This window comes from Leptolyngbya sp. FACHB-261 (assembly GCF_014696065.1).
Lineage (GTDB): Bacteria > Cyanobacteriota > Cyanobacteriia > FACHB-261 > FACHB-261 > FACHB-261.
Map to the genome: position 1 here is coordinate 63,956 of NZ_JACJPL010000013.1, position 16,833 is coordinate 80,788.

The following is a 16,833-nucleotide window of genomic DNA, read 5'->3' on the forward strand; positions in this document are numbered from 1 at the left end:
TGGGAGATGCTCGCTGGAGCTGCACCCCAGTTTTACTGCACACACTCCAGGTAAGTCACATGAACACACACAGAAACGAAGCCCCTCAAGCCATCAAAAACCCTGCTGAGCGTATCTTCTGGGCACTACAGTTAGATTCCAGTGATGGAACTGAAGCTACCCTCCCATCAGGAGCGACTAGCGACACGACCAGTCCTAGAGGTTCTCATCATCCTCAGCGATAGATACAATAGATACAGCAGCCTCTTAATCCGGCTCTTACCCCAGTTAACAAACCGACATCAGTCTATAGAAACAGCGCTCGGCTAAGAAGGTCGGGGGGCTTTTAGCATTCCAGTAATGGTATTGCTTGCTTAACCGGCTGTCCAAAGTTACGCCACTAACTGGATTAGAATCATGGGTGTATACCCAAGGGGATAGGAGCACTACTCGCCTCACTAGTTGAGCTTGCTAGTAATGCTCCTTATCCTGCTTGTCAACGGTCTAAAAATCTTCGCATTTTACTGGATAGCTGTACTGAAGAGCTAGAATCATCTAGCCTTCAAGGTTTCATCGGCTCGATGCATCTGCCTAATGATGCAAACAGGATAGGAGGTAAATCACTCAATTGGCAGTGTTAGCTCGAAAAATATTGATATTAAGCTTATCTAAAACCAATAATTGGGAAAGGCAATTGATAAGGTGACGGGTTAAGTGGGCACGAGGCTTTTTAGAGCGGCTTCTGCTCGCTTGTCCTAGCCCCTCAAACTTGCAAGATTGCATCACTGCATCAAAACCTACATCAAAATCTACGGTCCTAGGCTATTTTCCTGCTCTCTCGTTTAAACCTCATGTCTGTTACCTCTAGTCCGCCACGAACTCTGCAAACCTCCAGGTTACTACGACGGTTTCTGCAACAGCACAGGGGAGACTCTATTCGGCTTAGGGACCTATTTCAAAGTATGGGAAGCCGCGCTTTTGGGCCTACCCTGCTAGTTTGTTCACTGCCGGAGGCTCTACCCCTACCAATTGCTGGTGTATCAGCGATTTTTGGGATTCCGCTGATGTTAGTCTCAGCACAACTAATTTTAGGCTTTTCAAAACCCTGGTTGCCCGGTTGGATTGCAAACCGCTCTTTCAAACGAGTTCAGTTTGAAAAGATTATCAATAAAGGCTTACATTACCTTGAGAAGATTGAGCGACTGGTTCAGCCTCGCTGGCGCTTTGCAACTACGCCTGGAGCAGAGAGGTTGCTTGGACTGCTGTTGCTTGTCCTGGCAATTGTGATTGCTTTGCCAATTCCGTTTGCTAATATGTTGCCAGCTATTGCCATCTTGCTAATCAGCCTCGGCATGATTGAGGGGGACGGCGCACTAATCGTTGTCGGTGTGCTCAGTTCCTGTGTACTCCTTGCCGTTCTAGTAGGAGCTATCTCCACCCTCGTGCCAGCGGGCAAAGCACTCTTGGCCAAACTGCTGGCTAAGCTGCCAGGTTAGGTTGCTGTACTTGAGGCTGAATCACGATCCAACCCTGGCACTGCTTCTACAGTTATTCGCGCTAATTGTCACTGTTTGGGATCAATTTTGGGATTAATTACCATTCACGATCTGATATCGCACCAGGGTTCTGACCTCTTGTAGAGATAGCCCTAATTCACGTGCGATTGCTGTCTCAACTTGATCCAATTCTGTAAACGGAAATTCGAATTCCAGCTCTTTCAAGGCGGAGTTAGCCGTTTTGACTCTCACTCTAGACAAGCCTTCGCGGGTGCTGATTGCTGCTCTAATCGCAAGCACTAAGCGAGCGGGTTGTACCTGAGGTTGTGCATTAGCCTGGAGTCGAGCCCCTTCAGTCTTATAGCCCTGGCTCAACAACTGGTCGGTCACCAGGCCACAACCCAACCAGAAGGCCAAGCCCAGCAAGGGCAAAGGCAGCCAAAACTCTAATCCTAAAGAGGGCAGGGCTGGTAGACGTTTGAATCTCAGCATTTAGATCTCAAGATCAGTGAATCCGGTTTAGGCCAATCACGATACTGGCGGCTTGCCCAAATCATGAGCAGATTACGAGCACATTAGGATTGGGTAAAAACCGTTGCAGGAATGGACCTTTCTGATATAGCTGATATATATGGTAATCCTCCTGGTGGAAGACGACCCAGCGCAATTGGAGCCTCTCCAGGCAGCCCTGTCACAAGCAGGCCACATTGTTGATGCGGTTGAAGATGGAGAGACAGCCCAATGGCTTCTGTCGCAGAAGGACTATGACTTACTGATCTTGGACTGGATGCTCCCTAAAGTCAGCGGGGTTAGTCTGTGTCACCAATACCGACAATCTAGTAGAACGGCTCCCGTGCTGATGCTCACTGCCAAAGATACGACTGCGGACAAAGTCACGGGGCTAGACGCGGGCGCTGACGATTATCTGGTGAAACCAGTGGATGTCATTGAGCTCCTAGCACGGGTCCGAGCCCTCGGACGGCGTTCGCCCCTGTGGCAGGGAGATATGCTCAGCACTGCCGACTTAAATCTGCACCTGCCCCGTCTGCTCCTGGAGCGGCAGCAAGTCGAAGTCCAACTGTCGGTTCGGGAGTTCCAGCTCATGGAGTATCTCATGCGTCATCCGCGTCAGGTTCTATCGCGTGAGCAGATTGAGCAAGCCCTGTGGTCATGGGGAACCGAGCCCGAAAGCAATGCAGTAACTACGCTAGTTCGGCGCCTCCGGCAACGCCTACAAGCAGTTGGTGCCAAAGATTGGTTAGAAACGGTTTATGGCATGGGGTATCGGCTCAATGCCCCAGAGCACGCCTAAGCACCTCTCAGCCAACCCTCAGACTGTTTATGTTTAAGCGTAGTCGCCGCACTCTGGCTTATTGGTTTGCTCTCTCAATGGGCAGTATTCTAATTGTCTTTGCGGGCGTGATTTATTCGCTGGCAGTTGAAGAACAGCGTCAAGCTTTTGATCAGAATTTATACGACGGCAGCCAAGCGATTGCAGCGAAAGCTCGCTATCGTTTTCAACAGGGACGGTGGCAGGTCGATTTGGAAGAGGTTCCCTTCCTAGGGAACAATAATAATGCGCTAGCTCTCAACAGCAAACTTGCCTACGTTCGCTGGTATAACCAAGCGGGCTATCTGGTGCAGTTTATTGGTGCGCCAGCGCCGATAAGACTGCAAGGTACATCAGGATTTAAAACCATAAAACCTAATTATTTAGGCAAAGATCCAGACAAGCTCAATGCCTCAAAAGCCTGGCTGCGACAAGTGACGCTACCAGTATTTCAGAACAATTTGTTGATCGGTTATTTGCAAGTAGCAGCACCGCTTCTGACACTACGGGAACGGCTCGATCAGGTTCGGCTATTTTTAGGACTCGGAGTGCCGATCACTCTGGGCATTATTGGCTTGGCTGGCTGGTTTTTGGGAGGAGTGGCGATGCGGCCCATCCGGCGTTCCTATGAGCAACTGCAACAATTTACAGCCGATGCTTCCCATGAATTACGCGCTCCCCTTGCGGCGATTCTGAGCAATGCTCAGGTCGGGCTACTGTCGCCCGCCCATGATAGTTCACAGCAGCGTTTGCGCTTGGAGAATATTGTCGGGATTACCAAGTCAATGAGTGGCTTGATCGATCACTTACTGTTTCTGGCGCGTCATGAAGGAGCCCTGGCCCCCGAACGCCTAAAAAGTGTTGATCTAGTCAACTTAATCCAGCGAGTGGTAGAAGACCAAGGGACTCTCGCCAAGGAACAAGGCTTACAACTGATCAGTCACCTACCGGTGCAACCCTTGAGCTTAAAAGCTGATCCAGATCTATTGCGACAGGCTGTGGTCAATTTGCTGAGTAATGCCTTCAAATATACGGCTTCCGGTGGCACGGTTCATTTGCGGCTTTTGAGCCAAGCACAGAAGGCAATTATTCAAATCGAAGACAATGGCATTGGCATTCCAGCCACTGATTTACCCCATGTCTTTGAACGGTTTTATCGAGTTGATACAGCCCGTTCCCGGCAGACCGGGGGTTTTGGCTTGGGATTATCAATTGCGCAGCAAATCGCCCAAGCGCATCGGGGGCGGATCAGCGCAACTAGCACAGTTGGGCAGGGAGCAATTTTTCAAATCGAGTTGCCTCTTAAGCCAGGCCCTGTCATTGGGCGTCAATTGGGCGTTTAGGCTGCTGACACTTTTCTGTCATATTTACCGTTCAAACTTGGGATAGCAAGACAAGAGCGGTTGGTTTAATCTCGCGGTTCTTCAGGATGCAGAACTTCCAGGGGCGCAGATGATGTTCGGTCGGAAGCTTAAGCGATTGAGATCCACACTGACTTTGGGTGAACAGACAGTGCAGGCGCGCTAAGCCCGCCCAGCAAGACCATCTGGGACGATCCACAACTCCTACATTTACTTTCCGAAGGAGATCAGGGACATGCTCAAGCAGGGACTCAAGAACGCGCTCAAGCAAAGGCTGATGCAGATCGTGATGGCTGTAATTGCAATCGCAGCCCTGGTCACGATTGAAGCGGAACGAGCCAGTGCGCACCACGGCTGGAGCGAGTACAACAATCAGCAGACTCTAAACCTCACAGGGCAAATTCGCAGTGTGGGCTATGCCAATCCACACACGGTTATTCAAGTTGAAGCTGCCGGTAAAGTGTGGCGTGCGGTTTTGGCCCCGCCTGCTCGTATGCAACGTCGAGGTTTGCCCCAGAATGCCCTGCGAGTCGGCCAGACTGTACGAATCGTTGGCTATCCCCACCGCAGCGAGGCCAACGAAATGCGGGCAGAGCAGATTGTGCTCAGCAACCAGACGGTGGAGTTGCGCTAATGGAGCTGCCTGCGGCCACAGACTGGTCTTGGTTGGAGAACAGTGTTCTAGCCACTGTGATTCGCGACTGGATCTGGCTCTATCCCCTGGTTGAAACTGTGCACATTTTGGCACTGGCAATCCTGTTCGGAACGGTGACCATGTTCGATCTCCGTCTGCTTGGGTTTTCCCATCACCTGTTAGTGACGGATCTTGTACAGTTCCTGTTACCTTGGGCTTACCTCAGCTTCGGCATTGCCGTGCTTTCAGGGCTGCTCCTGTTCGCAGTCGATGCCACTGAGATAGCAGTCAATCCTGCCTTTCGCTGGAAACTGCTCCTGATGACTGGAGCAGGGATTAATGCAGCTAGCTTCCATGCTGGCCCTTTCAGATCTGTCAAACGCTGGAACCGAGGAATCCGAGTGCCAACCATAGTTCAGATTATTGCTGGGCTTTCTCTGATTCTGTGGACGGGGGTCATCATCTGTGGACGCATGATTGCCTATGTCTAATCATCTATATCTAAATGACCCAAATGATTCGAAAGTGATCCAGAAGCAACTCAGAGACGAGTCAGAACCTGAGCGGATTGCTCAGCTCTGCGGTCCAAGTTTTGCCTGACTTCGAGAGTCCGTTCAAGAACCCAACCCAAGAGTTGAATGTTTAGTATGGAATTGAGTAGAAGCAAGGCTCAGCTCGTCAGTTTTCTGCAACAGGAACTGACACTTCCACCTTCATCCATCGCATTAGCCTTGCGGCATTGGGAGCAGGATCCTGGTCCTCTATCGATGATTCTTTGGCAGTACGGCCTGGTCTCTTTAGAGCAGCTTGAGAAGATTTTTGACTGGCTCGAAATGAGCGAGCACGAAGATATTGGTCAGCCCGTTACCGTCCCAATAAGTTAAAAATCAAAGCAACGTGATCGAGCAGAAATTTAGAATTACCCCTGTCAGAACTAAGCCTCAGTCAAATCGCAGTATGGTTGCAAGTCCGTGGCGGGCTGCTGCCGCTATAGCTTTGGTTGCAATGTCTGCCGCTTGTGAAGGCGATCTCAGCCGAGTCGGTGCGCAGACCCCAGCCATTGCCCCCGCCCCTGCCTCTACCCCTGCCCAACAACCTGTTACCGCACCTGCTGAGCCTGGCGACCCTTACGCAACCGCTCAAGCTTTAGTAGCCCTCGGCCCACGCGTAGCGGGAACTCCAGCAACGGCCCAGGCCAGCAGCTACCTGGTAGAGGCGTATCGCAGAGCGGGTTATGTCACTGAGGTTCAAACCTTTACTTATTCAAAGTTTCAAGATTTGGGCTCAAGTTTAAACATTGGTGGGACGACGATTGAGGCGCGAGCCCTGAATGGTTCTACCTCTGGCAGAATCACAGCCCCACTTGTTGCCGTCCCCAATCTGGGACGCCCTGCCGACTTCGCTGCGGTTGATGTTCGAGGGGCAGTTGCAATTGTGCGGCGTGGCGAGATTCGCTTTTCGGAGAAGGTGCAGAACGCAGCGGCTGCCGGAGCCGTCAGTCTGATCATCATCAACAATGAACCAGGCCAACTGCTCGGCGCAGTGGGGGGTGAAAGCAGAATCCCCGCACTGACGCTATCGGGGGAGCGCGGCGGTCCATTGCTAGAGCAAGCCCGTCGCCAACGGCTGTCAGTGGACCTGAACGTGAATACTCGTCAAGGAACTGTCACCGGGCGCAATGTGATCGCGCACTTAGAGGGAGTGGACCGCCCCAGTGTTGTGCTCGGCGGCCACTACGACTCAGTGCAGGGCTCACCCGGTGCCAATGACAATGCCTCAGGCACGGCAGTTGTCCTGGAGATCGCTCGCCAGTTGAAGGATACGCCTCTGGCCCGTCAGGCCTGGTTTGTCGCCTTTGATGGCGAAGAAGACGGCTTGCATGGCTCTAAAGCCTTTGTGAAAACCGCCGGACCCCAGTTCTTGACTGGCCTGAAGGGGATGCTGAACTTCGACATGGTGGGGGTGAATGACGGCCTTCGGGTGGGCGGCAATTCAGAACTGACAGCGTTAGCCAAAGCCATTGACCCGAAAATTTCCACGTTTGATGCCAACGGCGGTAGCGATCACGCTTCGTTTGCAGCAGCTGATGTACCGGTTATCTTCTTTTACCGGGGGCAAGACCCCAATTATCACAGCCCAAATGACCGAGTCGTTGATTCCCGTTTGCTTAACGAAACAGCCCGAATTGGGCTTGGAGTAGTCAAGCAACTATTGGCTCCTGATTCTGTTCGTTCCCAAATTTAATCCTGATTCCAATTCTCTAAAAAATAACTATGTTTCTCCTTTTTGCCCGGAAGTCAGCAAGTTACTTATCGCTAATTTTATTAGGTGCTGTTGGCGGTTTTTGGGGCGCCCAGAATTTGCCGACCCAAACGCTACCGATCCAGCTCCCTATTCATTCCCCAACAGCTCGCTTACTACCTGAGTTGACTGGTAATCCAGCGGCAGCTCTAGGACCTAATACAGAGGCCAATTTCATCGCTGATGCTGTGGAGAAAACTGGCCCCGCAGTCGTTCGGATTGATTCTTCTAGAAATCTAGGAAGACCAACAGCCTCTAGAAATCGCGTGATGCGGGGAATTGGCTCTGGCTTTATTGTCCAACCGGATGGCCTGGTTTTGACCAGTGCCCATGTTGTGGACGGAGCCGACCGCGTAACCGTCACACTCAAGGATGGCCGGAACTTCAACGGACGAGTTTTGGGCGAGGATGAACGAACTGATGTCGCCGTCATTAAGATTGAAGCGGCTAATTTGCCCGCAGTTACACTTGGCAATTCGGCAGATCTGCGCCCCGGTGAGTGGGCGATTGCTATTGGCAATCCCCTAGGTTTAGACAACACAGTGACCGCAGGCATCATCAGTGCCACTGACCGTTCCAGCCAAGACGTGGGTGCCCGTAATCGACAGATTGATTTTATCCAGACTGATGCCGCGATTAACCCTGGTAACTCTGGTGGTCCTTTGTTGAATCAACAGGGCCAAGTGATTGGCATGAACACGGCAATTATCGGTCGAGCGCAGGGTTTAGGCTTTGCCGTGCCGATTAATCGAGTTCAACAAATCGCCAGCCAATTAGCGGCGCAAAGCTAGAGATTCAAACTTAGAAACTCAGAGTTAGAAACTCAAAGCCAATCAATAGCCAAACCCAGCTTGACTGGATTAGTTTAGCAAACAGATGGATTCTCAAAGACGAACTCAAGTGATGGAACCCTCTGACCTGGCTGCCTGTTATCGAACGCTAGGCCTGACCAACGAAGCTACAGAACAAGACATCAAGTCCGCCTATCGGCAGCTGGCTCGTCAATATCACCCGGATGTCAATCCGGGTGATCCAACTGCCGAAGCGCACTTCAAGCAGGTCGCCTTGGCTTATCAGGCTCTCCTCACAGCTTTTCAGCAGCGGTCACAAGGTCATCCCCCTAGCGGGACCAGTCCATCCGTCTCAACCTCCCCGGCACCCACAACACCCTCAGCAGGAGCATCAGTACCCACTGCGGCTTCTACCGAGGTGCGCTTTCATATCCACAATCCCGAACAACGAACTCCAACCAGTCATTCTCCACAGACCAGTCAATTGGAGAACGAATGGAAGCGACGACAGTTGAATCAGCTCCAGCGTTTGCTGCAACGGGGTAAATGGCAGCAGGCTATTGAGTTGGCCGAAGACTTAGCCTATCGCTTTAAAGACGATCCAGAAGTTCAGCAAGGGCAGGGGCTGGCTTACCACGGTTGGGGCAGAAAGCTCCTGGACCGCAAGCGCTATGAGCAGGCGCGGGTCTATCTCAAAAAAGCGTTGCAAGCTGACCCGCGCAACCAGAAGCTCTGGTCTGAGGTTGAACGAGACTACAGACGCATCGAACGCCAACTGAGGCTGTAGACCTACGTAGCTGTCTAAGGCTAAATGGTCTGGGGCTGGCCCTTCTAGGGCTATAAGTGGGTTCAGTCCGTTTCGCCCCTGGGGATACCCCTTTGAGCCCACGTTGGAGTCAAGCTAGCCTGCCGCAACCTCGCTGGTTGCTGCTACTCCTGTCACTTCTGCTGATTGCCCTTTCCTGGTGGGGACTGCTGGCTGCACGCACAGGCTTAAATGTGCGTTCCCTAGAGCACGATGGCGTGCCGATGCTGTATCTGGCACTGCAGCAGGCGAGCCAAGCACCAGGGGTTCTGATTGCGCATGGCTATGCTGGCTCCAAGCAGTTAATGCTGGGCTACGGTTACACCCTGGCCCGGTCTGGCTATGCAGTGATGCTATGGGACTTCGATGGTCACGGTGCTAACACAGCTGCTCTAGAACGTCTTTCGCTCCAGAGAAATCTTGATACCGCCTATGCTGCCCTCCTGGAGCAGCCCGAAGTTGATCCCAAACGTCTAGCCCTCCTTGGCCATTCAATGGGCAGTGGTGCGGTGATGTCTGCGGCGATTCAAGACCCAGCTCGCTTCGCAGCAACGGTTGCAATCTCCCCTACAGGTGCGGCAGTCACACCCGAAACCCCTCGCAATCTGATGCTGCAAGCCGGAAGTTGGGAGCAGGGTTTCGTTGCCAATGCTCAACGACTGCTAGCGGCAGCGGGTGGCGAAAACAACGACTTAGCCGGGGGACGGGGGCGGACCTTTGTGCTGATCCCTAAAGCTGAGCACATCACCATCCTCCTGCGGCCTATCAGTCATCAGGCTGCGCTTAACTGGCTCGACCAGACCTTTAACCTGCTACGCTCGGCCCAGGCTACCATGCAGCCCTATATCGACCGGCGCTTTCTCTGGTATGGGCTGCATTTGCTGGCCTGGTTGCTATGCCTCAGCGCCCTCGCACCAACCCTGACGGCCATTGTCCCTGAGAGCAAAGTGACAAGCAGTCGCCTCAGACGCTGGGGTGGGTTGCTGCTATCGCCTCTGTTGGCCGGTGGAGCGCTGCTGTTGCTCAGCCGTAGCATCCAACTCGAGAGTTTGGGAGGCGTGCAGGTCGGCGGTGCTGTCGGTCTCTGGTTTCTGGTAGCTGGCCTGGTCTGGCTGGCGAGCCTATTTCGCCTACCCCGACCCACGCTGCCAGCCCTCGGTGTGGGCGCTGTGCTGTTCGGGTTACTTTGGCTTGCCTTTGGGGTGATGGCACAAGAAGTTTGGCTGCAATGGTGGCTCTTAGCAGGACGGCTACGCCTATGGCCCCTGCTCGCGGTAGCCTGTGTGCCTTGGTTCCTTGCCTCAGGCTTAGCCCAACGTCATGCTGGAGGGGCGGAGCGTCTGCTGTGGTGGCTGGCGCAAAGTGTGGTGTTAGTGGTGGGCTTTGGTTGGCTGACTCAATTACTGCCTCAATTGGGCTTTATTTACCTGTTGCTGCCGTTATTTCCACTGTTGATGGCTATGTTTGTTTGGATCGCAGCCTTGCTCCGGGATGCTTGGAGTTACGCTTTGGGCAGTGCCCTGTTCTTCGGCTGGGTTTTGGCTGCCGTCTTTCCCCTAGCGTCTTGACTAGGTGGAATCGCGTCACAGCAAGCAGATTTCGGAAGCTGCGATTGGTAATCTTTACAGCTCGCCGAGAAGTTCAGAGTGAAATTCATAGCCAAGGAGTCAGACTGATGGTGTCTAGCCGTGAAGGCCAAAGAGTTCCCAAAGTCACTTTTCGTACTCGCCAAAATGGTCAATGGCAAGACGTGACCACAGATGAATTATTTACGGGTAAAAACGTCATTGTTTTCGCGTTGCCAGGGGCATTCACTCCAACCTGCTCCTCCACACACCTACCGGGTTACAACGAGCTGGCTAAAACCTTTAAGGAAAATGGTGTAGATGAAATTATCTGCCTTTCGGTTAACGATCCCTTTGTAATGAATGAATGGGCAAAGGATCAAGAAGCAGAAAACATCACCATGATGCCCGATGGCAATGGCGAGTTCACGGATGGTATGGGCATGTTGGTGGATAAAGCAGATCTGGGGTTGGGCAAGCGCTCTTGGCGCTACTCAATGCTGGTGAAAGATGGTCTGATTGACAAAATGTTTATTGAACCTGATGAACCCGGCGACCCTTTCAAGGTCTCAGATGCGCAAACCATGCTCAAACACATTAATCCCCAGGCTTCGAAACCGAAGTGCGTTTCCCTGTTTACCAAGGTGGGCTGCCCCTTCTGCGCCCGAGCTAAGGAAATGCTGACCGAGCACGGACTGAATTACGAAGAAATCACCTTAGGCGAGAATGCAACTTCTCGCTCGCTCAAGGCGGTTACCGGAGCAACAACAGTTCCCCAAGTTTTTATTGATGGCCGCTTGATTGGCGATTCTGAAGCTTTGGCCAACTATCTCAAAACGGCCTAGGTTAAACCTAAGTTTAACTGGGAGTGCTGCCTCAAGAAAGACCTACTTTTCTTAAAATCGGCGCACTTGCAATCGACACCATGTTTCTTGCGAAAGCTGCTGGACCGGAGGTGAGCGGACGATTTTCCAGCTCCTCAGCCCTTAATGAGGTACTTTCCGGGCCTAAATTTCTGGCCTCATGAACTGGTCTCATGAAATCGTCTGTTTCTATCCCTATCAGGGGATTTCAGGCCAAACGGTCCAGCGTCGGCTTGGCTGAGCTAGCTCAGCCAAGCCACCAAAATTCGAGAGTGTCCAAAAAATTTCCCTCAAAAGGGCAACTTGACCGCCCCAGGAGTAGTACATTAGTATTACTTAGTCACAGATTTACTCTCGTTTAACCCTCCCTGGGGACCTATGGCACTTAAAAAGCACATCAGCCTTTACCCTGCAGACCTTGGCAACGGTACTCTGAAGTGGATTCCACCCGGCAATCACGAAGTTCAGGCAATGCCTTCAGTGGCTGCTGACATCATTCCCGGGGAGCGAGTTACGGGCGACCTCGGTGGCTCGGTCTACTTACAAGTCCTCGAATCCGACTGTGAGCAACTCAATGGCCGCAACGTGGTGGTCGGTCGCAAGGCTTACGAATATCCCAACGCCAGAGCCACATTCAAGGCACCCGATAAAACGCCCTATTACCCAATTCTGGCCCTTGCCACGATCGATGGCGAGGAAGGCGCAGAAATCACGATCGATTGTCTAGTACTCCAGATGCTCGACACTAAAGATGAGTCGGGCAAAGCATTGCTGCGCGAGCAGATCGTGGGCAAGCACTTCAAGCTCAGTCGCAACGGCAAAGTATTCAAGCTACTGATCAAGAATCTGGTGGTAGTTCCTGAAGCATTTCCTGGATACATCTACACCAAGCAAATGGATCTGTTGCTGCCGGATTCTTACAATGCCTATTTGGACGTAGGTGCCGGCACGATTCAAGGCATGGTTGTCAAGCCGAACGGTGAGATTTATCAGGGCACCAGTTTTGTAGTTGAGCGCCGAGGTGTAGGCCGCATTGCCGAAGACATTGCTCGCAACCCAGCAATTATCGAGGCTCTGGGCAATCGCCATGCCAAGCCCGAGCAGATTCTCGAAGCGATTAAGGGTGGCACTTACGCGATTGGTTCTACCTTCCGACGCGTGGATTTCAAGGCTCAATACGATGCTTTACGCAGTGGTTGGATGATCAACGCTGTCGATGATGCGCTGCGCTATTGGGATCACTGCATCGAGCTGGTCGAAACTATTTACCTGTTTGGTGGTGGCGCCAATCATATGCGGCAAATTGCCGCTGTGAACGAAGGCTGGGTGATTTTAGATCAGCCTGAATATGTCAATATCCGAGGTTTGGCTCTGTATGGAGCTTTTGCTGGCGTAGGAGCCACGCCGCTACGCAAGGTTGGTTAGGGGGATTGGAAACATGACAGGCACATTAGAACCGAATCAAAAATCCACGAAAAAGCTGAAGCTGCTGATTGAAGATAATTACAAAGAGCAACTGCAAAGCTTGAAAAAAGCGTTCAAAGTCAGCAGCATGAATCTGGCAATTGAGCGGCTGATTGACTTATACGGGGAGCGAGCAGAGCGGGATCAAAGGGCATTTGAGGAAGCGATTCGCTCAGGGCGAACCGTACTGACAGCGCCAGGACCCGGCTCTGGGTCTACTGTACAGACCGTACAGCCTGCTGCTCTACAACCTGTTGCGCTACAACCGATTGCAGAACCACCGCCGCCGGTGGAGGAAGCGCCAGTGCGCAGACTTAGTAAATTCAGCCGAGGACTTGACGCTTTGCGTTAATGTTTGGCGTGGTTTGCTCTTACCCGTTGCCCGTAATTGCAGGATTAATCAAGTGGCTGGTGGCACCAGCAATGCCATTGAGCATAAACTGAACCCCAACTGCAGCCAGTAACAGGCCTAGAATTCGGGTGGCAATATCTAGGTCTGTTTTACCAGCTTTGAACAACCCAGTAGGTCTTGTCTGAGAATGAGACCTGCACCTGTACGGTTAAGTAGCACCTCACCGCAACCAGTTTGAGCTGAGATGCTACTTATACCAACTCACTTTTTAATCGCTACACACCGACCCCTCCCAACCTCCCCCTGCTAAGGGGAGGAGCCGTAGGCGGTGGGGTTTTGATTGGTAGCTCTCATTTAGAGAATTGGTATTACAGCTTTAGGACATCCAAGGGATCGCTTTAGCGGCCATAAAGCGTAATCGGCACACCCGACTGCATGATCACGATCCGAGAGGCAGTAATGTTACCCGTTGCAACTCCAGCGACGGCCCCGCCTAATGTGCTGGCAGCACTGTCCGCTTGAACAGCAGTTCCTGGATGGAGGTGAAGCTCAACATTACTACGAGAGTAGGCTTCGGCTGGCTGAACTGTTATCAGGGTCGTCCCTGCCAATCCCAGACTGAGAGCGGTTGCATACAAGGCTTTATTGACACGTATGCTCATGGTCTTTCTCCTAAAATTATGAATCTGAGGATGAATCTGAGGGGTTAGCGAGTATTTTGTAAGGGACGCCTGTCAATGACTCGGCTCTATTACTAATCAGGCTTGGGTTAGGCGTGAGTGTAGTGCTCCAACCAGTCAAAAATCTGCTCAAGCTGTTGAAGTGAGACCAAACCGTACTGCCAAAGAATCATGGGCAAGGGACCAGGGTCTTGCTCCGAAAGGCGCAGGGCTAAGTTGAGTGAGTCTTCTGACAGCGCCAAGTTTTGCCGTAGAAAGTTGACGAGCTGAGTTTTGCTGTTTTGCAGAATCATTATTAAACCCTCTTACGAATACTGGTCGTTCTCTATAAAGCTGAAAGCAGCGCTGGAAACCACTGGACTCAGTATTGAGCTACAACAGCCTTGAGAACAGGCAAGATCTGCCAGTAAGGCCGTAATTTAAAATTCAACTTAAGCACTACCCAGCCGAAACTAAGCCAAAAGCAGTCACTCAACTCAGTTGATCTGTCACAAGAACAGGCGAGACCCGCTTGGAGTGAACCGATTGGCTTCAACAAAGGAAACTTAAAAGCGACAATTTTTTGAAGAATACCCTAGCAGCCAATGTCGTTTGGCTATTGGTTTGGCAAGAAATCAAGTTGTTTTCTAAATGGCTTATCTTAGCTGTTCAAAGCTTCTAAGAAGAGGAAAACTGAGCATAGTTCTTGGGGAAGGTAACCTCACCGGTTCAGATCCCAATCCTTATTAGGAGTAGTCCAATGCGCTTATTACTAAAAACCCTGACTCTCGCTGCGCTACTAAGTCTGACCCTAGCCTCTGCGGCAAAAGCGGCAAAACCAGCTCCGGCTCTGCCCAACTCAAACCCTATTGGCCCTTCCGATTCCCAGTACACAGTGCGGGGTCTTGGCAAGAATGAGGGGTACTATCTTTCCACTGTTCAACCACAAGGTACTAAACATCTTACCTCCCAATCTCTAACACACATCCAGATGGAAAAGTCTCTCAAGACTACCGCTCCCAAGCAAGGGGTGTCTGCAGAAGATCGGCAATGGCCTCATTTCAATCGATAGATGCTGTCGCCGCATCTTGGGGAGACTATCTTAGCTATGCTGCAGCAACCTAGGTGCCGGCTGCAATCTGTAGTATTGGCAGCAGCCGGTTTGATATTTCTCAGCTGACCGGTGCAATTTCTCAACTTCCTGCTCGCACTTTGCAAGTGAAGCTGATATTTAGCAACGGCACTACTAGCCAGTGGGGGTTAGGTCACGAAACCGTGCAAGCCCTGGAGAATTTAATCACCCTACGTCACACCCGGCGGCGTCCCACAACCCGTTTCAACGCCTTAGCCCTTTAAACGGGCTGATGCTTCGCCGCTTTCGGTTGCCAACGCTTGAGTTGGGTCATCGTGAGACCTGTTACCAGGGTGCCTATTGCGATTGCGACCACATAGAGCCCACCTTGACTTACAGCATTCGGAATTGCCAACACGAAAATGCCGCCATGAGGGGCACGCAAGCTACAACCGAACAACATCGACAGCCCCCCAGCGACTGCCGAACCAGCAACGCAAGCAGGTAACACCCGAATTGGGTCTTTGGCCGCGAAGGGAATAGCGCCCTCAGTAATAAAGGAAATCCCCAGCACGGTTGCGACTCTACCCGCTTCTCGTTCTTCTTGCGTAAATTGGCGTTTTGCCATCAGGGTTGCCAGGGCCATTCCCAAGGGAGGCGTCATACCCGCTGCCATCACCGCTGCCATCGGCTGAGTAACGTTACTGGCAAGGAGTCCCACGGCGAAGGTATAAGCCGCTTTGTTAACCGGACCTCCCATATCTACCGCCATCATGCCGCCCAGAATCAAGCCCAGAATAACGGCGTTGGTTTGCCCCATGCTCTGCAAAAAGGCCGTCATACCATCCAGAATGGCTTTGACGGGTGCGCCAAACACGTAAACCAACAGCAGCCCAACCGCTAAGGTTGAGAGCAGGGGAATGATCAAGACCGGCTTCAGTCCTTCAAAGTTGGCTGGCACGTTGACTTTATCGCGCACAAATAGAGCAATATAGCCCGCCAGAAAGCCAGCCACGATACCGCCCAGAAAACCCATGCCTAGATTGGACGCCAGCATGCCGCCAATCAGACCGGGTGCTAAACCAGGACGGTCAGCAATGGAAAAAGCAATGAAACCAGACAGAACCGGCACAATCAAGGCAAAGGCAGACTTGCCCCCAATCTGAAGCAGAGCATCACCAAAGCTGCCAGGTTCAGGCTTCAGGCCAAAGACAAAAGATAGGGCAATAATTAAGCCCCCGGCAACAATCACAGGCAGCATGTAGGAAACTCCGGTCAGGAGATGCTTGTAGGGACTGGAGCGCTTTGCTGACTGTTCTGTTTTTACCTGCTGGACCGACTGTAAATAGCCTCCCTGCCCGTTGGTGCTTTGCGCTTCTGGAGCTGGCATGGTCAGAGCTGAGTCGATTACCGCTTTTCCAGATTTCAAGGCTTGCTTGGTGGAGGTTTGATAGAGCCGCTTGCCACCAAAGCGAGATAAGTCTACGTGGGTATCAGCAGCGATAACCACAGCATCGGCCTGAGCAATTTCTTCGGCAGTTAGCTGATTTTTGGCCCCCACCGAACCTTGCGTTTCTACTTTAATCTCGTGGCCGAGTTCAACCGCCGCTTTGCGTAATGCCTCCGCTGCCATAAAGGTATGAGCAATACCAGTGGGACAGGAGGTGATGCCCACCAAGTGTTTGACTGTGCTAGTAGGGGCCGCTGACGGAACAGGGATTGGCGGATCTTCAGGCGTGGGAACGAGGGGTTCGCTGTCTTCTTGCCTCTCCTGATCAGCCTCAGCAATCGCCTCTTCAATCACGGCTTTGGTGTTACGAATTGCCTGACTGGTTGAGGTTGCATAGACTGGTTTACCAGAGAACCGGGACGCATCTACATGGATATCCGCGCCAATAATCGCCAGATCGGCCTCTGCGATATCTGCCGCTGAAAGCGGCGTTTTGACACCTTCTGATCCTTGGGTTTCTACCTTGATGTCATAGCCCATCACTTGAGCCGTTTTTCTAAGGGCTTCGGCTGCCATGAACGTATGGGCAATGCCAGTAGGGCAAGCCGTAACTGCCACAATTTTTTTAATAGAGTTCATGATGGTTGTCAGTAATTGTCAATTTGATTCGGTTGTAGAGTTAAGGTTTTTTCTGTTGGTCAGCGAGAGCAT

General features: G+C 52.0%; 20 protein-coding genes. 15 read left to right on the forward strand and 5 right to left on the reverse strand.

The genetic code is table 11. The annotated features are described in order from the left end of the window. Nucleotides 1–59 precede the first annotated feature (59 nt). Both H6F94_RS05430 and H6F94_RS05435 read left to right on the forward strand, forming a co-directional pair. Nucleotides 60–224 (forward strand): hypothetical protein, encoded by a 165-nt coding sequence (locus H6F94_RS05430; protein ID WP_190801211.1) that lies wholly within the window; start codon nucleotides 60–62, stop codon nucleotides 222–224. A gap of 606 nt (nucleotides 225–830) precedes the next feature. Next, nucleotides 831–1,475: an exopolysaccharide biosynthesis protein gene (locus H6F94_RS05435; RefSeq protein ID WP_190801212.1), complete on the forward strand. Its 645-nt coding sequence runs from the start codon at nucleotides 831–833 to the stop codon at nucleotides 1,473–1,475. 93 nt (nucleotides 1,476–1,568) lie between these two features. Here H6F94_RS05435 and H6F94_RS05440 read toward each other — a convergent pair whose 3' ends face one another. After that, nucleotides 1,569–1,967: a hypothetical protein gene (locus tag H6F94_RS05440; RefSeq protein WP_190801213.1), complete on the reverse strand. Its 399-nt coding sequence runs from the start codon at nucleotides 1,965–1,967 to the stop codon at nucleotides 1,569–1,571. 139 nt (nucleotides 1,968–2,106) lie between these two features. Here H6F94_RS05440 and rppA point away from each other — a divergent pair, with 139 nt between their 5' ends. The 12 genes from rppA to H6F94_RS05500 all read left to right on the forward strand — a co-directional run bounded on the left by rppA (nucleotide 2,107) and on the right by H6F94_RS05500 (nucleotide 12,941). Next, nucleotides 2,107–2,787: a two-component system response regulator RppA gene (gene rppA, locus H6F94_RS05445; RefSeq protein WP_190801214.1), complete on the forward strand. Its 681-nt coding sequence runs from the start codon at nucleotides 2,107–2,109 to the stop codon at nucleotides 2,785–2,787. 29 nt (nucleotides 2,788–2,816) lie between these two features. Then, nucleotides 2,817–4,148: a sensor histidine kinase gene (locus H6F94_RS05450; RefSeq protein ID WP_190801215.1), complete on the forward strand. Its 1,332-nt coding sequence runs from the start codon at nucleotides 2,817–2,819 to the stop codon at nucleotides 4,146–4,148. Nucleotides 4,149–4,401: 253 nt separating this feature from the next. Next, nucleotides 4,402–4,800, forward strand: coding sequence for a DUF6152 family protein (locus tag H6F94_RS05455; protein ID WP_190801216.1), 399 nt, complete (start codon nucleotides 4,402–4,404; stop codon nucleotides 4,798–4,800). Next, entirely contained in the window at nucleotides 4,800–5,291 is a 492-nt protein-coding gene (locus H6F94_RS05460; protein WP_190801217.1) for a hypothetical protein, read from the forward strand. The genes H6F94_RS05455 and H6F94_RS05460 overlap by 1 nt, the downstream gene beginning before the upstream one ends. Before the next feature lie 156 nt (nucleotides 5,292–5,447). Next, entirely contained in the window at nucleotides 5,448–5,684 is a 237-nt protein-coding gene (locus tag H6F94_RS05465) for a DUF2949 domain-containing protein (protein WP_190801218.1), read from the forward strand. 73 nt (nucleotides 5,685–5,757) lie between these two features. After that, nucleotides 5,758–7,044 (forward strand): M28 family peptidase, encoded by a 1,287-nt coding sequence (locus H6F94_RS05470; RefSeq protein WP_199320228.1) that lies wholly within the window; start codon nucleotides 5,758–5,760, stop codon nucleotides 7,042–7,044. Nucleotides 7,045–7,073: 29 nt separating this feature from the next. Beyond that, nucleotides 7,074–7,892, forward strand: a complete 819-nt coding sequence (locus H6F94_RS05475; RefSeq protein WP_190801219.1) for a trypsin-like peptidase domain-containing protein — start codon at nucleotides 7,074–7,076, stop codon at nucleotides 7,890–7,892. Nucleotides 7,893–7,977: 85 nt separating this feature from the next. Next, the gene (locus tag H6F94_RS05480) at nucleotides 7,978–8,679 is read left to right on the forward strand and encodes a J domain-containing protein (protein ID WP_190801220.1); all 702 of its coding nucleotides are present in this window, start codon (nucleotides 7,978–7,980) and stop codon (nucleotides 8,677–8,679) included. A 92-nt stretch (nucleotides 8,680–8,771) separates the two neighbouring features. Beyond that, nucleotides 8,772–10,265, forward strand: coding sequence for an alpha/beta fold hydrolase (locus tag H6F94_RS05485; protein ID WP_242041018.1), 1,494 nt, complete (start codon nucleotides 8,772–8,774; stop codon nucleotides 10,263–10,265). A 107-nt stretch (nucleotides 10,266–10,372) separates the two neighbouring features. Continuing rightward, nucleotides 10,373–11,107, forward strand: a complete 735-nt coding sequence (locus H6F94_RS05490) for a glutathione peroxidase (protein ID WP_190801221.1) — start codon at nucleotides 10,373–10,375, stop codon at nucleotides 11,105–11,107. 396 nt (nucleotides 11,108–11,503) lie between these two features. Next, on the forward strand, nucleotides 11,504–12,550 hold the full coding sequence (locus H6F94_RS05495) for a ParM/StbA family protein (protein WP_190801222.1): 1,047 nt from the start codon (nucleotides 11,504–11,506) through the stop codon (nucleotides 12,548–12,550). A gap of 13 nt (nucleotides 12,551–12,563) precedes the next feature. Further along, nucleotides 12,564–12,941, forward strand: coding sequence for a hypothetical protein (locus H6F94_RS05500; protein ID WP_190801223.1), 378 nt, complete (start codon nucleotides 12,564–12,566; stop codon nucleotides 12,939–12,941). A gap of 19 nt (nucleotides 12,942–12,960) precedes the next feature. On the opposite strand, the gene H6F94_RS05505 is transcribed toward H6F94_RS05500, so the two are convergent. The 3 genes from H6F94_RS05505 to H6F94_RS05515 form a co-directional block, all read right to left on the reverse strand. Next, nucleotides 12,961–13,107 (reverse strand): MarC family protein, encoded by a 147-nt coding sequence (locus H6F94_RS05505; RefSeq protein ID WP_190801224.1) that lies wholly within the window; start codon nucleotides 13,105–13,107, stop codon nucleotides 12,961–12,963. A 232-nt stretch (nucleotides 13,108–13,339) separates the two neighbouring features. Next, nucleotides 13,340–13,603 carry a hypothetical protein gene (locus tag H6F94_RS05510; RefSeq protein ID WP_190801225.1) on the reverse strand — a complete coding sequence of 88 codons (264 nt, stop codon included), beginning with the start codon at nucleotides 13,601–13,603 and terminating at the stop codon, nucleotides 13,340–13,342. A gap of 107 nt (nucleotides 13,604–13,710) precedes the next feature. Next, complete coding sequence (locus H6F94_RS05515) at nucleotides 13,711–13,914, reverse strand: DUF2949 domain-containing protein (protein ID WP_190801226.1); 204 nt, start codon at nucleotides 13,912–13,914, stop codon at nucleotides 13,711–13,713. 811 nt (nucleotides 13,915–14,725) lie between these two features. Between H6F94_RS05515 and H6F94_RS05520 the strand changes: the two genes are divergently transcribed. Next, nucleotides 14,726–14,956 (forward strand): hypothetical protein, encoded by a 231-nt coding sequence (locus H6F94_RS05520; protein WP_190801227.1) that lies wholly within the window; start codon nucleotides 14,726–14,728, stop codon nucleotides 14,954–14,956. Here the strand turns inward: H6F94_RS05520 and H6F94_RS05525 are convergent. Then, a complete protein-coding gene (locus tag H6F94_RS05525; protein WP_199320229.1) occupies nucleotides 14,953–16,761 on the reverse strand; it encodes a PTS fructose-like transporter subunit IIB in 1,809 nt (602 codons plus the stop codon). The two genes, H6F94_RS05520 and H6F94_RS05525, sit on opposite strands and share 4 nt — an antisense overlap. Nucleotides 16,762–16,833: the final 72 nt, after the last annotated feature.

Coding starts and splice junctions, on each gene's coding strand:
- H6F94_RS05455 (WP_190801216.1), top strand. CDS start 4,402: ATGCTCAAGCAGGGACTCAAGAACGCGCTCAAGCAAAGGCTGATGCAG.
- rppA (WP_190801214.1), top strand. CDS start 2,107: ATGGTAATCCTCCTGGTGGAAGACGACCCAGCGCAATTGGAGCCTCTC.
- H6F94_RS05460 (WP_190801217.1), top strand. CDS start 4,800: ATGGAGCTGCCTGCGGCCACAGACTGGTCTTGGTTGGAGAACAGTGTT.
- H6F94_RS05490 (WP_190801221.1), top strand. CDS start 10,373: ATGGTGTCTAGCCGTGAAGGCCAAAGAGTTCCCAAAGTCACTTTTCGT.
- H6F94_RS05525 (WP_199320229.1), bottom strand. CDS start 16,761: ATGAACTCTATTAAAAAAATTGTGGCAGTTACGGCTTGCCCTACTGGC.
- H6F94_RS05465 (WP_190801218.1), top strand. CDS start 5,448: ATGGAATTGAGTAGAAGCAAGGCTCAGCTCGTCAGTTTTCTGCAACAG.
- H6F94_RS05470 (WP_199320228.1), top strand. CDS start 5,758: ATGGTTGCAAGTCCGTGGCGGGCTGCTGCCGCTATAGCTTTGGTTGCA.
- H6F94_RS05515 (WP_190801226.1), bottom strand. CDS start 13,914: ATGATTCTGCAAAACAGCAAAACTCAGCTCGTCAACTTTCTACGGCAA.
- H6F94_RS05480 (WP_190801220.1), top strand. CDS start 7,978: ATGGATTCTCAAAGACGAACTCAAGTGATGGAACCCTCTGACCTGGCT.
- H6F94_RS05450 (WP_190801215.1), top strand. CDS start 2,817: ATGTTTAAGCGTAGTCGCCGCACTCTGGCTTATTGGTTTGCTCTCTCA.
- H6F94_RS05500 (WP_190801223.1), top strand. CDS start 12,564: ATGACAGGCACATTAGAACCGAATCAAAAATCCACGAAAAAGCTGAAG.
- H6F94_RS05495 (WP_190801222.1), top strand. CDS start 11,504: ATGGCACTTAAAAAGCACATCAGCCTTTACCCTGCAGACCTTGGCAAC.
- H6F94_RS05475 (WP_190801219.1), top strand. CDS start 7,074: ATGTTTCTCCTTTTTGCCCGGAAGTCAGCAAGTTACTTATCGCTAATT.
- H6F94_RS05430 (WP_190801211.1), top strand. CDS start 60: ATGAACACACACAGAAACGAAGCCCCTCAAGCCATCAAAAACCCTGCT.
- H6F94_RS05440 (WP_190801213.1), bottom strand. CDS start 1,967: ATGCTGAGATTCAAACGTCTACCAGCCCTGCCCTCTTTAGGATTAGAG.
- H6F94_RS05510 (WP_190801225.1), bottom strand. CDS start 13,603: ATGAGCATACGTGTCAATAAAGCCTTGTATGCAACCGCTCTCAGTCTG.
- H6F94_RS05435 (WP_190801212.1), top strand. CDS start 831: ATGTCTGTTACCTCTAGTCCGCCACGAACTCTGCAAACCTCCAGGTTA.